This is a genomic window from bacterium, from assembly GCA_019637795.1.
Classification (GTDB): Bacteria; Desulfobacterota; Binatia; order HRBIN30; family CADEER01; genus JAHBUY01.
This window is the reverse complement of record JAHBUY010000004.1, coordinates 458,205-476,654: the sequence shown is the minus strand read 5'-3', so window position 1 is coordinate 476,654 and position 18,450 is coordinate 458,205. Positions and strand designations below refer to the sequence as shown.

Sequence of the window (18,450 nt, the reverse complement as noted above, 5' to 3'; positions counted from 1 at the left end):
GGCGAGCCGGCAATGACGCGGCCGATCATCGTCGACGGCGGACTGCAGGCGCGGCTCGGGTCCGGGAACCTCTCGACCGAGCGCTACGTCTCCCCGGCCTACCATCGCCTCGAGCTCGAGCGGCTGTGGCCGCGGGTCTGGCACGTCGCCGGTCGCGCCACCGACCTGCAGAACCCGGGCGATTACTTCACCTACGAATTCGGCCCCGAGTCGGTGCTGTGCGTGCGTCAGGACGACGGCAGCGTGCGCGCCTTCCACAACATCTGCGTGCACCGCGGCCGGCGGCTGCGCGATCCCGGATCGGGCACGGTGCAGCGCTTCCGCTGTGCCTATCACCACTGGGAGTACGGGCGCGACGGCCGTCTCGAGCGCCTGCCGGAGCCCGACCTGTTCCCGCAGCTCGCGGGTCGATTCGAGCAGTGCCACCTCGTTCCGGTGGCGTGCGAGGAGCTCGCGACCTACGTCTGGGTCCACTTCGGCGGCGGCAGGCCATCGCTGCGCGAATTCCTCGGGCCGATGGCCGAGCGCCTGCTCGCCTACGATCTCGACGCCTGCCGCCTCATCTCCGACCAGAGCGCCGAGGTGGCGTGCAACTGGAAGGTGGCGGTCGACAACGCCAACGAGGGCTACCACGTGTCGCACCTGCACGAGCAGTTGCGCCCGATCTACGACGAGTCGCAGATTCAATTGGAGATCCTCGGCGACCACAACATCGGCTCGGCGCCGTTCGGGATTCCCAGCCCGCTGCTCGAGGACCGCGAGGCGATCAGCGACATGCTGCGCGGTCTCATGCAGGAAGCGGGGCTGGATCCGGCGGCCTACCAGGGGTCGGCGGTCGGGGTGCGGGCGGCGATCGCGCAGCACCTGCGCGGGCGGGCGCCGGCGGAGTTCGACTTCTCGCGCCTCGCCGATCCGCAGTTGACCGACTTCTTCGCCTTGTTCGTGTTTCCCAACCTGTCGTTCGCCTTCACCGGCCTGAGCCACGTCTTCTGGCGCATGCGGCCGCATCCGACCGATCCCGGCCGATCGTACTTCGACCAGCAGATGTCGATCCGCGTCCCGAAGGGACAACCGGCGCCGCCGCGTCCGCCGCTGCGCCAGTTCAAGGCCGGCGAGGAGTCGCTCGGCGCGGTGCCGGATCAGGACGTGCACAACTTCGCGCGCGTGCAGCAGGGGCTCCAGTCGCGGGCCCTCTCCGAGGTGATCCTCGGCGAGAAGGAATTCCTGGTGCGCCACTTCCACGCGGTGCTGGATCGCTACCTGAGCGAGCCGCCGCCGCGCTGAGCGCCGGTCAGCGTTCCGCGCCGGCGTCCCGTTCCAGCGCCGCCAGCTCGCGCCGGGCCTCCTCGTCGCCCGGATCGAGCTCGAGCAGGCGGCCGAGGAGGAGGCGGCGCGCCGTCAGGTCGCGCGTCCCCAGATCGCGCAGCTCGCGCCGCAGCTCGTCGGGCACGCCGCGCGAGCGCAGCAGGTCGCCGAGCACGATCGCCTCGTCGGGGGCGCTGCAGATGAGCTCGGTCAGCGCCCGCTCGGCGCCCGTCGCGTCGCCGGCGAGCAGGGCGTCGCGATAGGCGGCGAATCGCGCCTCGATGAGGTCCGCGATCTCGGGCATGCGCCCGGTGAGCTCCTCCAGCGTGCGGCGGCCGGGTCCGGGGCGCGCCGGGTCGCGCGCCAGCTCCGCCATGACGTCGTCGATTGCCCGGCCGTCGCGGACGATCGGCACCCGGTCGCCGTAGGTCTCGCCGGTGGCGATCAGCCGGGTGCCGGTGTGCGCGTACGACAGGCTGTAGCCGATGCGCGGCGCGCCGGTGGTGTTCGGCCCGCTGGCGTGCGGCCACAGGTTGTCGAACAGCAGGAACTCGCCGAGCGCCATCTCGAGCACCTCGGCCTCGTCGTCGGCGACCTCGCAGACGTAGTAGGCGAGCTCGGGGTTCCAGGTGTGCGGCCGCAGGCGGCGATCGTCCGCGCGCGTCACGCCGACGATGGCGCCGTTCTCGGCGGTGGTCGGCGTCAGGGCGATCCAGCAGGAGTAGCCGCCGGTCGGTTCCACCGGGGCGTAGAAGCCGTCCTGGTGCCAGGGATAGCGGCCGAGCGCGTGGCCGCCCGGGCCCTTGCAGTGCGCCTGGTTCCACAGCATGTCGACGTTCGGTCCGATGATCCGCTGCGCCAGGGCGATCAGCACCGGGTGACGGACGAAGGCGCCGAGGGTGGGGCTCAGGCGGTGCAGGCGCGGCAGTTCGGGTCGATGCGTGGCGAAGCCGTCACGGGCGCCGGAGCGGCGTTCGGCCCACAGCGCCTCGATCTCGGCGCGGATCGGGCCCAGCGTCTCGGCGTCGAAGGCGGGAATGCCGCGCGCCCATCCCTTGGCGCGGAAGTGGCGGTCGATGGGGTCGATCCAGTCGCGGGAAGAATCGGGCATGGCGCGCGCCACGCTAGCTGCCGGTCCTGGCGCTCACAAGAAGAAGGCGAGCAGGCGCACCTCGATGCTCCGTCGCGGCCAGGTCGCCGTGCACGTGGGGTCGCGGAAGCCGGCGTGCGGGACCCGCCAGGCGCCGCGGCGCTGGGAGTCGTAGTTGGTGAACAGCAGGACCTCGTCGGGTCGCATGTCGGCGTAGTAGTACCAGCGATGCTCGGGCCGGAACTGGAAGGCGGAGATCTCGGGGAAGGTCGGACGTTCGGGATCCCCGGGCAGCACCTCCGGAATCTCCTCCGGGGCCGGAATGCGATCGACGCTGAGGATGTTGTAGGTCACGCCCTCGTCGTCGGCGACGCTCGTCGCGTCGCACAGGCCGAGCGGCCAGTCCTGCGGCGCGCCGCTGAACGAGCGCCAGGCGTTGACGATGGCGAAGCGGCGGAACGGCCGATCGGCCAGACCGTTCCAGGCCAGGGCGCGGCGCGCCATGCACTCGGCGAACGCCGGCGTGTAATCGACGTGCACGTCGTTCGCCGGCGGATGCGCCTCGTCGTCGGAGGGCGTCGAGCAGCGCGCCATCCAGGCGAACGAGATCACACGGTCCGCGCCGGTGACCTCGCGCAGGAGCTGCTCCATCTCGGGCAGATACCGGCGGTCGATCTGCTCGCGATCGGCGAAATCGGTGCGCGTCGCGTGCGGCAGCAGGGTGAAGCCGATGCGGTCGAGGGAGGCCGCCATGCCCAGCGGCCGCGCGTCGCGCACGAACACCTCGCGCGGGGCGTAGTCGCTGAGGTTGATCTGTTCGCGGGGGCTCACGTAACGCCGATTGAAGCGCGACGTGGGCAGGATGTAATACACGACGCCGTTGATGCCGGTCGCGGGGAAGCTCGCTGGGCTCGTCGGGTCGCTTTGCATGGGCGGTGGGATGGCGGAATCGGTCCGTGTGCGGGTCGTCAGTGAGCGAGTAGATAACAGAACGCCTGCTGAAGACCAGTTCCCTTCGGAGCGCGGGGGCGGCGTCGCGCGGCGCGGCCCCGTTCCCGATCTTGACAGGGGACGAACGGCGGTCGGATAACAGCCGCCGAGGTCGCGTATGCAGGTTCCGCAGTTCAGAGACTCCGCCGCGCGCGAGACCTTCGAGCGCACCGGGTACGTGGTGGTGCCGCGCCTGCTGGCGGACGACATTCCGCAGTTGCAGGCCGTCTACGAGGAGATGCTGAGCGGCATGCCGGCGACGGATCCGTACTTCCAGATCGCAATGACCGGCACCAACTGCGTCGGCAGCCCCGAGCTGCGCCGGCACGTCTGCGCCGAGGTGGCCCGCATCGTCGCTCCGCGCCTGGATGCCGTGCTGGACGACTACCGCTTCGTCGGCGCGGGGTTTCGCGTCAAACAAGTGGGGGCCGACTCCCGCCTGCCGCAGCACCAGGATCCCACGATGGTCGACGAGGACCGGTTCTGGTCGATCAACATCATCGCGCCGATCATCGACACGACCGTCGAGAACGGGGCCCTGCAGGTCGTTCCCGGCAGCCATCGCATCATGCCCAAGGTGCGGAGTCTCGATCTCGACGACCGTGCCGAGACCTACGATCTGCACGAAGTGATCGAGCCGCTGGTACGCACCGTGCCGCTGCGCGCCGGCGATGCGATCTTCTACTACAACGCGCTGCTGCACGGCTCGGGACCCAACATGAGCACGGCCCCGCGCCCGTTGGTGATCGGCACGCTCATGTCGCGGGAATCGCCGATGACGGTGTACTTCCGCAAGCCGGGACAGCCGCGCACGGTCGAGCGCTACGAGGTGCCCGACGATTACTTCAACCGCATGGAGCATTTCGATCGGGACCACCGCCTGCGCCCGCAGATCGGTCGTCGCATCGACGATGCGGAGGACACCTACGCCCTGTCGCGCGACGACATGATCGCGGCATTCCGCGCCTTGGCGGCGGAGTTGTCCTGACGCCGGCGGCGCGGCGGCGCCGAGGCGGACGGCAAGGCAGGCTCCCGGTTCCGCCCGGACGCGCGCGCTCAGCCGGCGCGTGACGCGGCAAGCGATTCCGGCCGCGCGGCGGCGCGCTGCTCCCGCGCCGCCAGGGCGGCGCGGACGGCGGCGTGGACCTCGTCGACGCCGATGGCCTGCATGCAGAGGTTGTTGGTGCAGGGCGAGATGCGGTGGTTGTACGGGTTGGTGCAGGGGCTGCACGCGAGCCCGGCCCAGAGCACGCGCGCCTGCCCGCGCACCGGGCCGAACTGGCTCGGCGCCGCCGGGCCGAAGAGGACGATGTTCTCGATGTCGGTCATCGACGCGAAGTGCCCGGGACCGCTGTCGTTGGTCACCAGGACGTCGGCGAGCGCGTAGAGGGTCAGCACGTCGCGCATCGTCGTGCGGCCGGCGAGGTTGACCAGGCGCGGCGAGTCGATCGATCGGCAGAGCGCCGCGGCGGCGGCTTCCTCCACCGCGGCGCCGGTGAGCACGACGGTCGCCGTCGGGTGCTCGGCGACGATGCGGCGCGCCAGCTCGGCGAAACGGTCCAGCGGCCAGCGGCGCAGCGGGATCATGTCGCCGGCGTTGGGATTGAGCAGGACGAGCGGCGGGCGCACGGGATGGCCGGCGGCGGCGTCGAGCAGCGCCTGCAGGCGCGCGCGGTCGGCCGGCGTCGGGACGAAGCGGGGCGCCGGGTCGGCGGCGGGCGCGATCGCGAGCTTGAGCAGCGGCAGATCGTCGGGATCGGCGGCGAGCGCGGCGATCAGGGCGCTGTAGGTCTGCGCCGTGTGCAGGAACGGGTTGTAGACGACCCGGTGCGTCATCAGGTCGCCGCGGTAGGACGCTTCGTCGTTGAAGCGGTGCAGGCCGACGCGGCGGCGGGCGCCCATCAGGTAGGCGAGGATGGCCGAGGCGCGCGACAGGAACTCCATGTCGACGACGGTGTCGATCGCCGCCTGCCGGGCGCGGCGGATGGCCTGCCAGGCGTCGCGCACGAAGGTGAGGAAGCCCTCGTTGCGGATGACCAGCACGTTCTCCGGCGGCACCACGTCCATGGCGTCGAGAATCGGGCGGTTGTCGGCGAGGACGCAGAAGTAGAGGTTCTCGCGTCCGACCAGCGCCGTCGCCCGGCGGATCGCGTCGTAGGCCAGCACCGTGGCGCCCTGCTCGATCAGCTTCACCAGCAGGATGCGGCGCGGCGGCTCGCGGGCGGCGCGCCGCGCCGCCGCGCCCTCGGTCAGCCGGCGGTGCAGCGTCAGCAGGCCGCACAACGGCCTGCCCAGGTAGCGTTCGAGCCGCCAGATGGCTTCGCTGGTCACGATCGCGGTCCTGCGCGCCGCGCCATCTAGCACCCGCCGCGCGCCGGCAACAACACGCGGCGGTGCCTCATGGCGGGGCTCAGTACGGGTGCGCGGCGGTCGGCGATGGGAACTGCTCGCCCTTCAGGCGCCGTTGGACGCGGCGCTTCATCTCGACCAGCGATTTGTCGAGCCGCGACTCCTGCTTCTCGGTCCACACCGCGAGGCACAGGCGCAGGACGCGCTGTGGGCGCAGCAGCCAGGAGAGCAGGAAGAACCAGGCGAACCCGGCGGCGCGGACGCGGTTCAGGCCGGCGCTGGAGAGGTGGACGGAGAAGCTCTCCGCTCCCGCCGAGGTGCCGGGCATGTTCTCCGCCGCGCTCGCCAGGCGGCGGTAGTAGTCGTCGTCGAGCGGATTCGGCAGCACGCCGGTCGCCTGCAGCTCGCGGAACAGCTCCGAGCCCGGGTAGGGCCGGAAGGGCGCGATCGAGATGTCGTGCACGCCGATCACGGCGAGCCGGGCGAGAAAGCCGAAGCTGCGCAGCAGGTCGCCGTAGGTCTCGCCGGGGAAGCCGAAGATGAAGTTCGCTTTGACGTTGCAGCCGGCGCGCACCGCGGCGCGCATCGAGCGCTGCATGCGGTCGAGGCGCACCTTCTTCTTGATCCGCTGCAGCGTCCGCGGGTTGCCGCTCTCCGGCGCGTAGGTGATGTTGGTGCATCCCGAGGCGACCAGCAGCGGCAGCACGTCGGCGTCGAGCGCCTCCGAGCGGGTGCCGGTCGGCAACTGCCAGGTGATCCGCAGGTCGGCCGCCAGGAGGCGCTGGCAGAACTCGATCAGCCAGCTCTTCCTGATGATCGCGGTCAGGTCCTGGAAGTCGAAGTTGGTGGCCCGGTAGGTGGCGACGTAGTGGCCGATCTCCGCCACCACGTCGGCGGGATCGCGCGCCACCCAGCGCGTCGTCCACATGGTCGGGCTGGAGCAGAAGGTGCACTGGTAGGGACAGCCGCGGGTGGCGTTCATCGGCACGTTGCGGCCGCGGTCGACGCCCCAGCCGTGGCCGCCGGCGAGATAGTTCTCCAGCGGCACCAGCTCCCAGGCCGGCCAGGGCAGGGCGTCGACGTCGCGCACCCGGGCCATGCCGGCGCTGCGCCGGATCGGACCGCCGGCGCGCCCGCGCTCGCGGTAGTAGACCCCGGCGACCGATTCCAGCGGCCGCCGGCCCTCGAGGTGTTCGAACAGCTCGCAGGCGGAGCGGTCGCCCTCGCCGACCAGCACGTAGTCGAGCCCCGGCGCCGCCGCGAGCGCGCCCACCGGCTCGGCGGTGAAGTGCTCGCCGCCGGCGATCAGCACGCTGTCCGGGAAGCGGGCGCGCACCTTGGCGATGAGCGCCCGCGTGACCAGCCAGTCCTGCGAGAACATCAGGCTGAAGCCGATGACGTCGCTGCCGGCGATGCGCTCGAGGATCTCGTCGTCAGAGAGGCCGCGGCGCAGGGTGCGCGCCCAGCCCTCGATGGGGGTGAAGCGGTCGATCGCCTCGCCGGTCGGATCGACGATCCGCACCGCGTGCCCGGCGCGCTGCAGGGCCGCGGCCACGTAGGCCAGGCCGAGGGGCGGCACGGCCGGCGCCGCCGAGACGAAGGTATGGAAGGTCTGCGGGCAGCGGATCAGGGTGCACTTCATCGCGGGGTCCAGGGCGGCGTCAGCTCACGACCCGGTCCGTCGCCGCCGGGGCGCCGACCGTCGGCAACGCCCGTGCCCGGTCCACGTCCGCCGCGTGCTGTGCGGGCCGTAGCGCGGCGAGTGGGGCGTCGCGCTGGACGCCCGTTCGCAAAATCGACGGGATGTGCCGCACTCCCGAATACGACCGCATCGCTCTACGCGCCCCCGCCCGCGTCGGCGAAACGCCGAGTCGAGCAACACGAGGTCTATTCCATCGCCCCGCCGAGAGAGTCAACGGAATTCGCGGCCGGCGGCGTCCGCTTGGGCGCCGCGGCGCCGGCGCTCCCGGCGAGCGGGTCCCGGCGACGACGAGCCGCGTCGCCGGGACCTGCCGACTGCGTCGCCCCCTGGGTTGGCTCAGCTCTTCTCGGCCGGCGTCGGCGCGTCGGCGGGCGGGGTCGGCGGATTGGCCGGCGCCTGCGGACCCGGCGTCGGATTCTTCTCGGCCGCCGGCCTGGTGTCGACGACGTAGGTGCGCAGGTCCTCGAAGTACCACTTGTCGCCCTTCAGGACCATGAGCGCGACGGCGTGATAGGCGCCGCCCCGCTCCTCGCCCGACACCGAGACGGCGCAGTCGACGAGCGCGCGGTCGTCGCCGATCGGGCGGACGTTCTCGACCACGTGCGTCAGCTTGGCGCCCGTCATGTTGGGGGCCGGGCCGCCCATCGCCTTCTGCACGCTGGCGACGATTGCCGCCCTGCCCTTGACGATGCCGCCGCCCGCGGCCGGCAGCAGGGTGGCGTCCTCGGCCATCAGCTCGCCGACGCACTTGGCGTCGTTGTTGGCGACGCACTTGTCGAGCTGGGCGAACGTCTGCTTGACGCCCTCGTCCGCCTTCGACGCCGCCGAGCTCTCGACGGCCACCAGCGCGCTGCATGCCGCCAGCGCGGCGATCAGGACCTTCGTCTTCGTCATCGTCTGCCTCCCCCGGCGTTTCGAGCCTGCGAGATGTGGGCCGCGTGCGACCCCAGTCCCTTTTGACGAGCGCGGCGCGCCACTGCAACCGCCGCTGGCGCCCCGCGCTACGGGGCGCCGCGGTGGTCGGCCGCGTAGGGCGCATGCCAGTCGTCGCCGTCGACGACGACGCCGCCAAACCGGGCGCGCAGCACGCGGCCGGCGAGGCGCCGGGCGCGCGTCGCGACCTCGGGATCGGGGCCGCCGGCGGCGAGGACGTCCGCGGCGGCGACCCGCGCGCCGTCCTCGAGGCGACCGTCGACGGCGAGCGCGAGGCGATTGCCGCGCTGGTCGACGACCTGCAGGCGGCCGGCGAGCGGACGCCAGCGCGCGGCGAAGCCGGGCTCGGCGCGTTCCACCGCCTGCAGGATGCGACCGCCGAGCGCGACGCTGGCCGCGCAGCCGAGATCGCACGGGGCGTGCGACAGCAGCGCCAGCCCCGGCTGCAGCCACTGGACCAGTGGCGATGCCGGCGCGTGCGGCACGCCCGGCAACAGCGCCCAGGCCAGGGTCGTGTCGTTCTGCCCGACGATGCGCGCGAAGCGCGCCGCGCAGCAGCGCGGGTAGCCGAGCAGCTCGCCCATCCGCCGCACCGCCGCCGCGGTGTCGGCATCGTCCCCGCCGCGGCGCAGCAGCGCCTCCAGGCTGCGCACGTCGCGCAGCGCCTCCGCCTCGCGGGCGACGAACAGGGTCGCCACCGCCGACTCCGCCGCGCCGCCCGCCGGCGGGGCGACGAGCTCGCTGCGCAGACCGCGCTCCTCGGCGGTCCGCCGCAGCGGTTCCACCAGCCCGCCCGGCAGGGAGTCGAGCTTCACGACCGTTCGCAAGCCGGCCGCGAGCGCCGTCAGCTCGACGTCCCACGGCCGCAGCGAGATGCCGGTCGGCTGCGCCGCGTAGTCCGAGCGCGGCAGCGGCGGTCCGTGCAGCGCGCGGCGTTCGAGCCGCAGATCGATCCCGGCGCGCGCCAGGACCTCGCCCCAGGCGGCGAAGGCGACCTCGAGCGGGTCGGCGCCAGCGGCATCCACGTCCGCCAGCGCCAGCCGCCGGAAGAGGTGGAAGACCTCGCTCAGCGAATGCGGATCGCCGTCGCCGAGGCGCTCGAGCGGCGCCAGGCCGACGCCGTGGTTGGCGATCGCCGGCCGCTCGCCGCCGTCGCGCAGCGGGATCAGGCGCAGGCGCAGCCGCGCCGCCGCGCGCCCGACCACGACGAACAATTGGTGGGCGGGGGGCTCGCCGGCCGTCACCGCCGGCGCTCCGCCGGGGCACGCATCGCGACCGGCATGGCGGCGGACGCTACTCCAACGGCGGCGAGCCGGCAACGCGCGCGCGGTCCGCGCCGCGCCGCTGTCTTGCGGCCGGCGAGCGCGCCGTGGTAGCGGCCGCGCGGCGCGCCGCTGCGCGCCGGGAAATCGTCCGTGGCTCCCGCTCCCATGCGCCTGGTCGTCGTCCTGCCCACCTACAACGAGGCGGCGGGGCTGGCTGACATCGCGCGCGCGCTGCTCGGGTTGGCGATCCCCGGCGTCGACGTCCGGCTGCTGATCGTCGACGACGACTCGCCGGACGGCACCGGGGGCCTGGCGGATGCGCTCGCCGCCCGGTCGGCCGGCCGCGTCGCGGTCCTGCACCGCCGCGGCCGGCGCGGATTGGGCAGCGCCTACATCGAGGGCTTCGCGCGCGCCATCGAGGACGGCGCCGAGCTGATCGCCCAGATGGACGCCGATCTCTCGCACGACCCGGCGGTCCTGGCGGCGATGGTGAGCGCGATCGCCGACCGCGACGTGGTCATCGGGTCGCGCTACATGCCCGGCGGCGCCGTCGACACCAGTTGGAACCGGGTGCGCAAGCTGATCAGCCGCATCGCCAACCGCGTCGTCGTCCCCGTCCTGCTCAGCCTGCCGCTGACCGATGCCACCAGCGGCTACCGCCTGTGGCGACGCGATGCCCTGGTGCGCATCGCGCCGGCGACCAGCGTCCGCTCCAGCGGCTACGGGTTCCAGGTGGAAATGGGCTTCCTGGCGCACCACCTGGGCTGCCGCATCGCCGAGGTGCCGATCCTGTTCCGCGAGCGCGGCTCGGGGCGGTCGAAGATGGACCTCTGGGTGGCCCTGGCCGCCGTGCGCGACATCGTCGTCATCCGCTTCCGCCAGCGGCCGGCGCTGCCGGCCCGCGGGGGCGACGCCCGGCCCGTCTAGTGCACCGTCGTTGAGATAGGGTTAGGCAGGTTGCCGGTCATCGGCGGTCCTCGCGAGGAACGCCGACACAGGAATATCGCGAATATTCCAAGGAGGCGTGACGCTGCGAGGGACGTCGAGGGCCGGCAAGATGCTTGAGCCTATCTCGACGACGGTGCACTAGTCAGAGCCAGTGGCGATCCGATAGGCCAATTCTTCTGGAAAAGCCTCGCGACATGCGCGATTCTCGCCCGGTGGAATCCCAGTCTGCGCTTCGCTGGACCACCTGGGGCCGGGCCGGGCGCGCCCTTCGCGCGTCCGGCTGGTGGTACTTCTCCCTGCTGCCGCTGACCAGCCTGGTCGGCGAGGCGGACGGCGTGGACATCGGGCGCCTGCTGGCGGGGGTGGCGGTCGCGGCCCTCTGCCTGGCGTACGCCTATGGCTTCAACGGCATCGCCGACCGCGGCATGGATCGCGACGCGGGCAAGAACGCGCTCGCCGGCCTGGTCGAGCTGCCGCGCGAGGCGGCGGTGCTGGTCGGCGCCTGCGCCGCCGGCGCCCTGCTGATCGCCGCGGCGCTGTCGCCGGTGGCGCTGGTCGCGACCGGCGTGTCGCTGGTGGCGGCGACGCTCTACAGCGCCCGCCTGCGCCTCAAGCGCCTGCCGATCGTCGGCACGCTGGTCAACATGCTGATCTTCGCGCCGCTGCCCTTCGTCGGGGCGCGCCATCTGCCGTCGCCGGAGATGCTGGTGCTCGCCTACTGCTTCTGCGTCCTCGTCACCCAGAACCAACTGCTGCACGAGATCGCCGACCGGCACGAGGACGCGAGCGGCGGCGTGCGCACCACCGCGGTGGTGGTCGGCGCGGCGGGGCTGCGGGCGATCGCCGTCCTGCTCGGGCCGGTGGCGGCGTTGCTGCTCTGGCGCATGCCGGCGGCGCCGCTGACGGCGCTCGCCGCGACCCTCGGGCTGAGCGCCGGCGCCGCCATGATCGCCCTCGGCGACATGGAGCGCGCCGCGCAGTGGCGGGTGGCGCACCGCTGGTATTCGTTGGGCATCGGCGCGCTGCTGTTCGCGCTCGTCGCCCGGGGGGCCGCATGACCTGGCGGGTGTCGACGCGCATGGCCGGGCGTTCGGCCCGCCTGGCGCTGGCGATGGCGCGCGGTCGGCAGCAGCCGTACTCGATGGTGTTCGTGCTCACCAACCGCTGCAACTTCCGCTGCGACTATTGCGACGTGCCGGCGAATGCCGGCGCCGAGATGACCAGCGACGAGTTCCGCGCCGCGATCAGCGAGCTGGCCGAGGCCGGCATGGGGCGGGCCGCCTTCGGCGGCGGCGAGGCGCTGCTGCGGCCGGACGCGGTGGACCTGATCGAGCACGCGAAAGCCCAGGGCTGCTTCACCTCGCTCAACAGCAACGGCTGGAAGACCGAGCGCTTCCTCGATCGGCTGGCCGGCTGCCTCGACATGCTGGTGGTCTCGCTCGACGGGCCCGACGACGTGCACGACGTCGTCCGCCGCCGGCCCGGATCCTACGAGCGGGTGATCCGCGTCATCCAGGAGGCGCGGCGGCGCGGCATCGCGGTGGCGACCATCTCGGTGATCGGCCCGTGGAACGAGCACCGCGTCGCCGAGATCCTCGCGCTCGCCAAGACGCACGGCTTCTGGTCGTACTTCCAGCCCGCCTATCTCGACTGCTTCGCGCACGATTCGGGTCTCCACCCGGGCATCGATCCGAAGATGCTGGCGCGCCTCGCCGACCAGCTCACCGATGCCATTCCGAACGCCCCGGTCGGCTCGTCGCCGGGGTTCTTCGAGCGCCTGCGCTCGGCGCCGCGCTTCGGCGACTGCGCGCGCTGCGCCGCCGGCCGCTACTTCGCGACCGTGATGCCCGACGGCCTGGTCGTGCCCTGCCACCTGACGATGGGACAGGGCGGCTTCCTCAACGGCCGCGAGGTCGGCTTCGTGCGCGCCTTCCTCGACATGCCGCGGCCCGTCGGCCCGGGGTGCGCGATCAGCCCGTACAACGAATCCGATCTCATCTTCAGCCTCGATCCGCGCGCCGTGATCGCGGCGGTGCGCCGGGCGATGGCGTCGCTGACGCCGCTGCCGCAGGCGTGAGCCGGGGTCGGAGGCGACCGGCGTGAGCGACGCAACGCGCTGGCGCCGCCGCCGCGTCGTCCTGTGCGACGACGCCGGCACCCCGGTCGGCAGCGGCGACCTGCTGGCCGCGCACCAGGGCGGCGGCCTGCTCCACAAGGCGTTCTCGATCGTCGTCTTCCGCAACGGTGGCCGCGAGGTGCTGTTGCAGCAGCGCAGCCGGCTCAAGCCGCTGTTCGCGCTGCGCTGGGCCAATACCTGCTGCAGTCACCCGCGCCCCGGCGGCGCCGGTCTGGAGCGCGCGGCGGGCGCGCGCCTCCAGGAGGAGCTCGGGTTCACCGTCGCGCTGCGCGAGGCCGGGTCCTTCGTCTATCGCGCCACCGACCCGGACACCGGCTTCAGCGAGTACGAGCACGACACCGTGCTGGTCGGCTCGGCCGCCGGCGACGTCTTGCTGCGCCCCGACCCGGCGGAGATCGCCGACTGGCGCTGGCAACCGGTCGCGGCGCTGCAGCGCGACCTGCGCGAGCGCCCCGACGCCTACGCCCCGTGGCTGCCCGAGGTGCTGCGCCTGGCCGTCGCGTCCGCGCCGGCGCGCTGACCGCCGGCCCGGCCGCGACGCGCGGCGGCGCTCAGGCCAGCGACGAGAACACCTTCTGCACGTCGTCGTCCTGCTCGAGGGCGTCGACGAGCTCCAGGACCTCTTTCGCCTGCTCGTCGTCCAGGTTGGTCGGGTTGAGCGGCAGGTATTCCGACTCGGCGGAGATCGGCTTGATGCCGCGGTCCTCCAGCGCCTTCTGCAGGCGGCCGAAGTCGGCGAAGGCGCAGCGGACGAGGAGCTGCGGCTCGCCCTTCTCGCCGCTGCTGTCGCCCATCTCCTCGAGGCCGTGGTCGATCAGGTCGAGCTCCAGCTCCTCGGCGTCGATGCCGGTCGGGTCGAGCCGGAAGACGCCCATGCGCTTGAACTGGAAGGCGACGCTGCCAGTGGTGCCGAGGGTGCCGCCCCAGCGGCTGAAGCGGCTGCGCAGGTTGGCGACCGTGCGGGTCGGGTTGTCGGTGGCGGCCTCGACGATGACCGGGACGCCGTGCGGCGCGTAGCCCTCGTAGAGGATCTCCTCGTAGCTTGCCGCCTCGCGGCCGGCGGCGCGCTTGATCGCCGCCTCGACCTTGTCCTTCGGCATGTTGGCGGCGCGCGCGTTCTGGATGACGCGCCGCAACTGGGGGTTGTTGGCCGGTTCCGGGCCGGCCGCCTTCACCGCGATGGCGATCTCCTTGCCGATGCGGGTGAACGCCTTCGCCATGCGGTCCCAGCGGGCGAACATCGTGTGCTTGCGGGTTTCGAAAATGCGTCCCATGGCGGCTCCGCGGAGTGCTGGTGCGTCGCGAGCGATAGCACGGCCGGCGGCGGCGGTGTAGCCGGCGTCAGGCGGCCGAGGGCTCGGCGCCGCCGCGCCAGCGCCGCAGCACGTCCTCGATCTCCGCCTTCACCCGCGCCAGCAGCGCGGCGCCGTCCTCGCCGGCGCGTCGGGCGATCGGGCGGCCGAAGTGGACGCGGACGCGGGTCCCGAACGGCACCGGCAGCAGGTTGTGGCGCAGCAGGCGCCACGACTCGTCGATGGCCACCGGCATCACCGCGACGCCTGGCGCGGCGTCGAGCAGCTCGAGAAAGCCCTTGGGCTTGAACTCGCCGAGCGTGCCGTGGCGGGCCCGCGTCCCCTCCGGGTAGATGACCGCCGAGACGCCGCGCGTCCGCACCTGCTCGCCGAGCGCCCGGATCGCGCTCAGCGCCTGGCTGCGGTCGCCGCGGTCGATGAGGGCGTTGCCGCCGCGGCGCAGGTTGTACGAGATGCTCGGGATCCAGCGCGCCAGCGAGCGCTTCGAGATGTACTTGGGGAAGTTGCTGAACAGCAGGCCGCCGAAGATCGGCACGTCGAACATGCTCTGGTGGTTGGCGACGATCAGGTAGGGGGTCCAGGGACGGATCGCCGGCGAGCGCTCGACCTCGATGCGCGTGCCGCAGATGCGGAACGACCACAGCAGGCAGCGCTGCAGCGCGCCGACGACGATCTCCTGCGGGCGCTGTCCGAACAGCCGGGCGATGCGCTGCGCCGGATCGAAGACGGCGAGGAGGAGGCCGAAGACGAGCAGGAACGGGATCGTGAGCAGCCAGTCGAGCACGCGATGCATCCCATCCTTATCTCAGCGCCGCCGGCTCCGGGCAACGCGGGTGGCGCGCGGGGTAGTGTCCTGATCTGAGCCTACCTACAAAAGACTTTCACCACGGAGGCACGGAGACACGGAGCGTACTGATCTCGAAGCCCGCTCAGCGTTCATCCCCAAGTTCATCGGAGATGGAGTGAGAAGAGGCCCCGCGCCTTCGCTATGGCACCGAGCCCTCCGTGTCTCCGTGTCTCCGTGGTGAAGGTTTTTTCTCGAAAGCATTTCACCACGGAGGCACGGAGACACGGAGCGTACTGATCTCGAAGCCCGCTCAGCGTTCATCCCCAAGTTCATCGGAAATGGAGTGAGAAGAGGCCCCGCGCCTTCGCTATGGCACCGAGCCCTCCGTGTCTCCGTGTCTCCGTGGTGAAGGTTTTTTCTCGAAAGCACTTCACCATGGAGGCACGGAGACACGGAGAGTACTGATCTCGAAGCCCGGTCAGCGTTCATCCCCGAGTTCATCGGAAATGGAGTGAGAATAGGCCCCGCGCCTTCGCTATGGCACCGAGCCCTCCGTGTCTCCGTGCCTCCGTGGTGAGGTTTTTCTCTCGAAAGCCAGGCGCGCCCGCCGCCTGATGGCGCCGATCCGAGCGCACTGCCTCGAGTGACCGCGGCGCCGGCCTCAGCGGCGGGCGGAGCGCGGTCGGCCCGCCGCGCTCGCCGCCGCGACCTCGGCGGCGATCAGCGCCAAGACGCCGGGGCTGGCGAGCAGCGGCAGCAGCGCCGCGACGGCGCGGGCGGCGATCCAGTCGGCGTGCGCGTCGAGGCGCAGCAGCTCGCCGAGGCGGCGGTTCTTCACCTCGGCGAAGAGGTCGTCCCAGGCGATGCGCGCGGCGCGCCGGCCGAGCTCGGCCAGGCGGTCGTTGGCGGCGGCGTGGCGCAGCAGCGTGGCGAGCGAGGCGCCCGTCTTGCCCGCCGCCAGCGCCGCGTAGCCGCCGATCGGCGCCGCGAGGAGCTGGCGGGCGACGGCGCGGGCGAAGTCGAGCACGGCGCGCTGGTTGGCGCGGTCGACCGCGAAGGCGATCGCCTGCGCCTGCAGCATCGGCATGAAGAGGCCGATGAAGCCCTTGATCTGGTCCTCGAGGGCGCGCACCGCGAGGGCGCCGAAGAGCGGGTTGGCCCGGCGCTGGAACGACACCAGGGCGGTGAAGATGAGGTCGGTGAAGAGGCCGCGGACCAGCTCGCGCTCCATCAGCGCGGCGAGGAGCTCGCGCCCGCCGCCGCCGAGCTCCAGCCCGGCGTCGATGGCGGTTTCGATCTCCGCCAGGAATCCCTCGTCGAGCAGGTCGGCGAGCGCCTCGCGCCGTCCGGCGAGCCGGCGGGCGCTGCGCCGCGCCCCGGCGATCGCCCGTTCGGTGAGCGCCGGGCGATCGACGATCCGCAGGTCCCACTGGTCGATCAGCTCGCGCACCGCGACGGGATCGATCACCTGGCCGACGCGCTGGCGCGCCAGCGCGCGCAGCGCGTCGGCGATCGTTGCCGTCAGCGCGCGGCGAAACGCCGGCGCCGCGAAGCGGCGGCGCCAGTACTGCTCCTGCGCCGCTGCCGGCGTCGCGCGTGTGCTGGCCATGTCTCGGATGCGCGCGGTCCGCGGCGCGACGGCCCGGCCGCCTCAGTCCCGGCCCGCCGCGTCGCCGATGCGGAAGAGGCGGCGCGTCCGGTCCTCCCACTCGCTCATCGGCAGCGCCTTCTGCATCTCGCGCGCCATGCGGATGATCTCGAGCTTGCCCTCGCGGTCGCTGGACCACTCGCGGGCGAAGGCGCCGGAGCGGATCTCCTCGACCGTCGCCCGCATCTTCTCCTTCAGCAGCGGGTCGAGATCGAAGTAGCGGATGCTGCGGCTGATGGTGCCGTACTGGCTGGTGTGCGAGTGCAGCTCGTGCTGCCGCAGGGCGCCCATCTCGCGCATCTTGAGGAAGCTGTAGGCGAGCTCGCCGGAGAGGTAGAGCTCCATCAGCACCGCCTCGGGCGGGTACCCGGCCTCGACCAGGGTGTCGATGGCGCACAGCATCACCCGGCCGAAGGCGGGGCCGAAGGCCTGCTCGCTGAACAGGTCGAGCGTCGCTTCGTCGACGAAGCTCATCTCCAGGCAGCCGGCGCGCGTCGAGCCGACGGCGCGCGCCAGGCCGAGGAGGCGGGCGCGGGCCTGACCGGTGGCGTCCTGGTGCACGCCGATGAAGCTCGGGAAGCCCTCGCCCGACACGTAGCCGTCGCGCACGCCGGCGCCGATCATGCGCGGCGCGATCATCACCACGTCGATCGTCGGCGGCGGGGCGATGAGGCCGAAGCCGACGTTGTAGCCGTGGGCGAAGTCGAGCAGCATGCCCGGCCGCAGGCCGGGGGCGACGTCGCGCGCGTAGACCTCCGGCATGACCTCGTCGGGGGTGAGCAGGAAGAGCGCGTCGGCGCGCGCCACCGCGTCGGCGATCGGCAGCACCGCGAAGCCGTCGCGGCGCGCCGCCGCGGCGTAGTCGTCGTCGATGTTGCCGACGATCACCTCCAGCCCGGAGTCGCGCAGGTTGCGCGCCTGGGCGCTGCCCTGGTTGCCGTAGCCGAGGATGGCGACGGGCAGGGCGCGCACCGCGGCCAGGTCGGCGTCCTCGTCGTGGTAGATGGTCGTCATCGCGCCCTCCCGCCGCCGGCGCTCGCTTGACGCCGCGACGCGCCGTTCCCTACACGGGCTGGACGCGCCGCGCTACCGTCGGCGGACCGCCGGCGGCGCCATGGCCGCGGCCGCGTCGGCGTCAGGGGAGGCAGGATGCGCAGATTGGAATCGGTGGCAGGGCTCAACGCCGTGGTGACCGGGGCCTCGAGCGGCATCGGCCGCGCGCTGGCGCTGCGCCTGGCGCGCGGCGGGGCGCGGCTGGCGCTGGTCGCCCGCCGCGCCGACCGGCTCGAGGCGCTGGCGCGGGAGGTCGCGGCGCTCGGCGCCGAGGCGCTGGTGGTGCCGTGCGACGTCGCCGATCGCGCCGACAGCCTGGCGGCGGCCGACCGCGTGCTGCAGCGCTTCGGCAGCGTCGAGCTGCTGGTCAACAACGCCGGCTACGGCCACCACCGGCGCTTCCTCGACTGGGAGCTCGACGACATCGAGCGCATGATGCGCGTCAACTACTTCGGCGCCGTCTACTGGACGAAGGCGCTGCTGCCGCAGATGGTGGCGCGCCAGCGCGGCTGGCTGGTGTTCGTCGCCTCGGTGGCGGGCAAGCTCGGGGTGCCGGAGGAGAGCGCCTACGCGGCCTCGAAGTTCGCCATGGTCGGCCTCGCCGAGACCGTGTCGTACGAGGTCGAGGACGCCGGCGTGCACGTGCTGACGGTGTGTCCGGGCGCCATCCGCACCGAGTTCTTCGACGACGAGGCGCTGCGCCGCATGCCGCCGGTGGCGCGGCGCTCGATGGCGGAGGTCGAGCCGCTGGTCGAGGCGATCATGCAGGCGCTCGCCCGCGGCCGCCACGAGCTCACCTTCCCGCGCTTCATCGCCGCCGGCTACCTGGTGCGGGCGCTGGCGCCGGGCGTCATGCGCCGCAACACCAAGCGGCAGACCTTGGAGGCGCTGGCGAAGGAGGGACGCGGCTGAGCCGGGCGCGGCGCCGGG

At 72.6% G+C, this 18,450-nt stretch carries 17 protein-coding genes; 7 read left to right on the top strand and 10 right to left on the bottom strand.

Going from position 1 to position 18,450, the window contains the following annotated elements; translation table 11 throughout:
- The first annotated feature begins 12 nt into the window (after positions 1 to 12).
- Positions 13 to 1,284, top strand: coding sequence for an aromatic ring-hydroxylating dioxygenase subunit alpha (locus KF840_16020; protein ID MBX3026416.1), 1,272 nt, complete (start codon positions 13 to 15; stop codon positions 1,282 to 1,284).
- Positions 1,285 to 1,291: 7 nt separating this feature from the next.
- Here KF840_16020 and KF840_16015 read toward each other — a convergent pair whose 3' ends face one another.
- Complete coding sequence (locus KF840_16015) at positions 1,292 to 2,416, bottom strand: phytanoyl-CoA dioxygenase family protein (protein ID MBX3026415.1); 1,125 nt, start codon at positions 2,414 to 2,416, stop codon at positions 1,292 to 1,294.
- A 33-nt stretch (positions 2,417 to 2,449) separates the two neighbouring features.
- Positions 2,450 to 3,325, bottom strand: a complete 876-nt coding sequence (locus KF840_16010) for a hypothetical protein (GenBank protein ID MBX3026414.1) — start codon at positions 3,323 to 3,325, stop codon at positions 2,450 to 2,452.
- Positions 3,326 to 3,503: 178 nt separating this feature from the next.
- Here KF840_16010 and KF840_16005 point away from each other — a divergent pair, with 178 nt between their 5' ends.
- Positions 3,504 to 4,373 (top strand): phytanoyl-CoA dioxygenase family protein, encoded by an 870-nt coding sequence (locus KF840_16005; GenBank protein ID MBX3026413.1) that lies wholly within the window; start codon positions 3,504 to 3,506, stop codon positions 4,371 to 4,373.
- Between the two features lie 68 nt (positions 4,374 to 4,441).
- Here KF840_16005 and KF840_16000 read toward each other — a convergent pair whose 3' ends face one another.
- The 4 genes from KF840_16000 to KF840_15985 form a co-directional block, all read right to left on the bottom strand.
- Complete coding sequence (locus KF840_16000; protein ID MBX3026412.1) at positions 4,442 to 5,716, bottom strand: glycosyltransferase family 9 protein; 1,275 nt, start codon at positions 5,714 to 5,716, stop codon at positions 4,442 to 4,444.
- A 79-nt stretch (positions 5,717 to 5,795) separates the two neighbouring features.
- Complete coding sequence (locus tag KF840_15995) at positions 5,796 to 7,376, bottom strand: B12-binding domain-containing radical SAM protein (GenBank protein MBX3026411.1); 1,581 nt, start codon at positions 7,374 to 7,376, stop codon at positions 5,796 to 5,798.
- Positions 7,377 to 7,772: 396 nt separating this feature from the next.
- Positions 7,773 to 8,330 carry an SgcJ/EcaC family oxidoreductase gene (locus KF840_15990; GenBank protein ID MBX3026410.1) on the bottom strand — a complete coding sequence of 186 codons (558 nt, stop codon included), beginning with the start codon at positions 8,328 to 8,330 and terminating at the stop codon, positions 7,773 to 7,775.
- A gap of 107 nt (positions 8,331 to 8,437) precedes the next feature.
- The gene (locus KF840_15985) at positions 8,438 to 9,613 is read right to left on the bottom strand and encodes a hypothetical protein (GenBank protein MBX3026409.1); all 1,176 of its coding nucleotides are present in this window, start codon (positions 9,611 to 9,613) and stop codon (positions 8,438 to 8,440) included.
- A gap of 186 nt (positions 9,614 to 9,799) precedes the next feature.
- Between KF840_15985 and KF840_15980 the strand changes: the two genes are divergently transcribed.
- The 4 genes from KF840_15980 to idi all read left to right on the top strand — a co-directional run bounded on the left by KF840_15980 (position 9,800) and on the right by idi (position 13,239).
- A complete protein-coding gene (locus KF840_15980; GenBank protein MBX3026408.1) occupies positions 9,800 to 10,561 on the top strand; it encodes a polyprenol monophosphomannose synthase in 762 nt (253 codons plus the stop codon).
- A gap of 233 nt (positions 10,562 to 10,794) precedes the next feature.
- Positions 10,795 to 11,640 (top strand): UbiA family prenyltransferase, encoded by an 846-nt coding sequence (locus KF840_15975; protein MBX3026407.1) that lies wholly within the window; start codon positions 10,795 to 10,797, stop codon positions 11,638 to 11,640.
- The gene (locus KF840_15970; GenBank protein MBX3026406.1) at positions 11,637 to 12,659 is read left to right on the top strand and encodes a radical SAM protein; all 1,023 of its coding nucleotides are present in this window, start codon (positions 11,637 to 11,639) and stop codon (positions 12,657 to 12,659) included. The genes KF840_15975 and KF840_15970 overlap by 4 nt, the downstream gene beginning before the upstream one ends.
- Before the next feature lie 22 nt (positions 12,660 to 12,681).
- Positions 12,682 to 13,239 (top strand): isopentenyl-diphosphate Delta-isomerase, encoded by a 558-nt coding sequence (gene idi, locus KF840_15965; protein ID MBX3026405.1) that lies wholly within the window; start codon positions 12,682 to 12,684, stop codon positions 13,237 to 13,239.
- A gap of 31 nt (positions 13,240 to 13,270) precedes the next feature.
- Here the strand turns inward: idi and KF840_15960 are convergent, their stop codons facing one another.
- From KF840_15960 to ilvC, 4 genes are all read right to left on the bottom strand, one after another.
- A complete protein-coding gene (locus tag KF840_15960; protein ID MBX3026404.1) occupies positions 13,271 to 13,993 on the bottom strand; it encodes a YebC/PmpR family DNA-binding transcriptional regulator in 723 nt (240 codons plus the stop codon).
- A 67-nt stretch (positions 13,994 to 14,060) separates the two neighbouring features.
- Entirely contained in the window at positions 14,061 to 14,825 is a 765-nt protein-coding gene (locus KF840_15955; GenBank protein MBX3026403.1) for a 1-acyl-sn-glycerol-3-phosphate acyltransferase, read from the bottom strand.
- A 655-nt stretch (positions 14,826 to 15,480) separates the two neighbouring features.
- Positions 15,481 to 16,428, bottom strand: coding sequence for a hypothetical protein (locus KF840_15950; GenBank protein MBX3026402.1), 948 nt, complete (start codon positions 16,426 to 16,428; stop codon positions 15,481 to 15,483).
- Between the two features lie 42 nt (positions 16,429 to 16,470).
- On the bottom strand, positions 16,471 to 17,481 hold the full coding sequence (ilvC, locus tag KF840_15945) for a ketol-acid reductoisomerase (GenBank protein ID MBX3026401.1): 1,011 nt from the start codon (positions 17,479 to 17,481) through the stop codon (positions 16,471 to 16,473).
- Between the two features lie 135 nt (positions 17,482 to 17,616).
- Between ilvC and KF840_15940 the strand changes: the two genes are divergently transcribed.
- Positions 17,617 to 18,432, top strand: a complete 816-nt coding sequence (locus KF840_15940; protein ID MBX3026400.1) for an SDR family oxidoreductase — start codon at positions 17,617 to 17,619, stop codon at positions 18,430 to 18,432.
- Positions 18,433 to 18,450: the final 18 nt, after the last annotated feature.

What these genes read in the sequence shown, in the direction of transcription:
- KF840_16020 (MBX3026416.1), top strand. Translation starts at nt 13, where the DNA reads ATGACGCGGCCGATCATCGTCGACGGCGGACTGCAGGCGCGGCTCGGG.
- KF840_16015 (MBX3026415.1), bottom strand. Translation starts at nt 2,416, where the DNA reads ATGCCCGATTCTTCCCGCGACTGGATCGACCCCATCGACCGCCACTTC.
- KF840_16010 (MBX3026414.1), bottom strand. Translation starts at nt 3,325, where the DNA reads ATGCAAAGCGACCCGACGAGCCCAGCGAGCTTCCCCGCGACCGGCATC.
- KF840_16005 (MBX3026413.1), top strand. Translation starts at nt 3,504, where the DNA reads ATGCAGGTTCCGCAGTTCAGAGACTCCGCCGCGCGCGAGACCTTCGAG.
- KF840_15995 (MBX3026411.1), bottom strand. Translation starts at nt 7,376, where the DNA reads ATGAAGTGCACCCTGATCCGCTGCCCGCAGACCTTCCATACCTTCGTC.
- KF840_15990 (MBX3026410.1), bottom strand. Translation starts at nt 8,330, where the DNA reads ATGACGAAGACGAAGGTCCTGATCGCCGCGCTGGCGGCATGCAGCGCG.
- KF840_15980 (MBX3026408.1), top strand. Translation starts at nt 9,800, where the DNA reads ATGCGCCTGGTCGTCGTCCTGCCCACCTACAACGAGGCGGCGGGGCTG.
- KF840_15970 (MBX3026406.1), top strand. Translation starts at nt 11,637, where the DNA reads ATGACCTGGCGGGTGTCGACGCGCATGGCCGGGCGTTCGGCCCGCCTG.
- KF840_15960 (MBX3026404.1), bottom strand. Translation starts at nt 13,993, where the DNA reads ATGGGACGCATTTTCGAAACCCGCAAGCACACGATGTTCGCCCGCTGG.
- KF840_15955 (MBX3026403.1), bottom strand. Translation starts at nt 14,825, where the DNA reads ATGCATCGCGTGCTCGACTGGCTGCTCACGATCCCGTTCCTGCTCGTC.
- KF840_15950 (MBX3026402.1), bottom strand. Translation starts at nt 16,428, where the DNA reads ATGGCCAGCACACGCGCGACGCCGGCAGCGGCGCAGGAGCAGTACTGG.
- ilvC (MBX3026401.1), bottom strand. Translation starts at nt 17,481, where the DNA reads ATGACGACCATCTACCACGACGAGGACGCCGACCTGGCCGCGGTGCGC.
- KF840_15940 (MBX3026400.1), top strand. Translation starts at nt 17,617, where the DNA reads ATGCGCAGATTGGAATCGGTGGCAGGGCTCAACGCCGTGGTGACCGGG.